Genomic DNA, 1,420 nt, shown 5'->3' on the forward strand with positions numbered 1-1,420 from the left:
AGTAGAAGCTGCTTTGTTAAGCTCAGCTAATTAAGAATTTTAGTTGAATATTATTTTTCAAAGCCGCGTCATCTGACACGGCTTTGCTGTTTACTGGAAAAGTCGAATAACATAAAGTTAGTTATACAACAGGTCTAAGAATAGTACTAATTCACTCAAGTAGGTTTACTATAATGTTTTTGAGTTATAAATATATAATCACCGGTACAGTAACGTTACGATTTTAAACAAATTCTTACCATCGTGAATGCTATCAAGTTATTGGTTGCTATGCTGCTTTTTATAGGGGTAGGTTCTTGTCGTAAAAAGGAAGTTTTTCCTGATTTAGCCAAGCAGATAGAAGGAACCTATACTATTACTGAAGCAAATCTCACATATCAAAGCTCCGGTAAAACAACAGGTGTATATAACCCGAAGGACTCGGCCCAAACAGGCCAAATAACGATTCAGAAGCTGGATGCCCTTAGTGCTAACATACATACCGTGCTTAAAAAACAGAGCGGCGAAGTCTTCTTTGATGATACCTTTTATTGTGAACTGTCTCGTGATATAAGTAATAAAGGCTTCATCAAATTCACGGCACTTGAAAATAAAGGAGGGGGATATATTGTAAATGACACTCAAGCTGCATATCCTAATTATATTAGTGTAGGTACCTTTTCAACATACCAAGGCAAAAAAGCTGTAATAGCCGGAAGTTTTACGGCAAAACACTAAGTGTTTAACTGTGAAAAATACAAACTCTATCCACTTCTAAAAATGGGTGCTATTAGTACTATTCTTAGACCTGTTGTATAACTCAGATTATGTAAAGGGAAAATTCTAATCGTAATAGCTGATTTGTCAAAATCGCTTAGGTGGAATTGTCCAAATCTTATGGACATTTTTTAAATACTTGACGGGGTGCATCTAGCATCATCTCGCTTGCTGTGATGGAGAGAATACGGCGATTAATTTCGGGAATAGGATACAAGCCCGTTGTATACCCCTCAAAACGCCCAATCAACCTGCCGTTCTCAATTCTGTATCGATAATAATGGGAATTATCCACCGGCTGGCAAGTTTGTAACGTATCGGCTGAGGTATATACGAAGTCTGGCTTAAACGTCCAGCGTGTAAACGGTCTTTCATTGGCAGAAATGGAAGGAGTAGTCCAAGTGCCTATTAATTGGTTAGCATTGACGGATAAAACCGGGTCTTTTTGTCTGCATCCGACTAACATAAAAACTAGAAACCAAGCGATATTCCTCATGATGTGTTGTCTACAATTGGTATTTGCCTCCACACAATAAGGACTCCTTTTTACTCAAAAACGTTGGACTGAATTGTATTACCCTGGTTTTACTTGACAGATTTTAGTCTCATTTTAAGCTTCAATCTTCGTTGCCTTGGGTTGTACTTTTTCCGGCTGGGAGCGCTT

The 1,420-nt window shown here is 38.0% G+C and carries 2 protein-coding genes; one reads left to right on the forward strand and one right to left on the reverse strand.

What is annotated here, in order from left to right:
- Positions 1-243: 243 nt before the first annotated feature.
- Positions 244-717 carry a hypothetical protein gene (locus tag BM202_RS36490; protein WP_093835531.1) on the forward strand — a complete coding sequence of 158 codons (474 nt, stop codon included), beginning with the start codon at positions 244-246 and terminating at the stop codon, positions 715-717.
- A gap of 157 nt (positions 718-874) precedes the next feature.
- Here BM202_RS36490 and BM202_RS37015 read toward each other — a convergent pair whose 3' ends face one another.
- Complete coding sequence (locus tag BM202_RS37015) at positions 875-1,252, reverse strand: hypothetical protein (protein WP_143100902.1); 378 nt, start codon at positions 1,250-1,252, stop codon at positions 875-877.
- Positions 1,253-1,420: the final 168 nt, after the last annotated feature.

It is taken from the genome of Spirosoma endophyticum (assembly GCF_900112365.1).
Taxonomy (GTDB): Bacteria; Bacteroidota; Bacteroidia; order Cytophagales; family Spirosomataceae; genus Spirosoma; species Spirosoma endophyticum.

Excerpts from the sequence above, each read along its gene's own strand:
- BM202_RS37015 (WP_143100902.1), bottom strand. The coding sequence starts at position 1,252 with ATGAGGAATATCGCTTGGTTTCTAGTTTTTATGTTAGTCGGATGCAGA.